Raw genomic sequence first — 710 nt, forward strand, 5'->3', positions numbered from 1 at the left:
GCCTTCACGATTTGGCGCATGTGGCGCACGTTTGCCAGGCGCTAAACTCCGCGGTTTGTATGCTCTAGGTATGAGCGTTCAAGAAACCAAAAGTCAGCCTTTAGAGGTCGCGCAGGTACTGGCCGACCTGTATCCGGACGCGAAGTGTGCCCTGGTGCATGAGAATGCGTTTGAGTTGCTCGTAGCCACTATCCTGTCTGCGCAAACCACTGACGAGCGGGTGAACACTGTGACCCCCGCGCTGTTTGCTGCCTATCCCGCGCCGCGCGACATGGCGCATGCGAATGAAGCTGACATTGCGCAGATAGTGCGGCCCTTGGGTTTTCAAAATCGGCGCTCAACCCAGTTGCGGCAGATGGCGCAGGCGTTGGATGAAAAGTTTGCCGGCGAGGTTCCAAGCTCGCGGTCCGAGCTTGAGTCTTTACCCGGAGTAGGGCGCAAGACGGCGCACGTCATCATGGGTAATGCGTTTGGGATCCCCACAATCACCGTGGACACGCATGTGGGCAGGCTAGCGAAGCGGCTCGGCTGGTCCAGCGCCAAGACGCCTCTTGCGATCGAGCGAGACATTGCGAAAGCACTACCGGGGCAGGACTGGACCGTGCTGTGCCATCGGCTTATCGAGCATGGGCGGCGCGTGTGTCACGCGCGGTCCCCGCAGTGCGATAGCTGCGCCCTCGCACCCCTTTGCCCGTCTGCGCAAGTCGATT

Annotated in this window: 1 protein-coding gene; it reads left to right on the top strand. The window is 60.4% G+C overall.

Annotated elements, in window-relative coordinates; all coding sequences use genetic code 11:
- Nucleotides 1-70: 70 nt before the first annotated feature.
- The coding region (gene nth, locus HMPREF1627_RS01965) for an endonuclease III (protein WP_034500690.1) at nt 71-710 on the top strand (640 nt) is incomplete at its 3' end.

Source organism: Actinomyces sp. S6-Spd3, from assembly GCF_000758755.1.
GTDB lineage: Bacteria > Actinomycetota > Actinomycetes > Actinomycetales > Actinomycetaceae > Pauljensenia.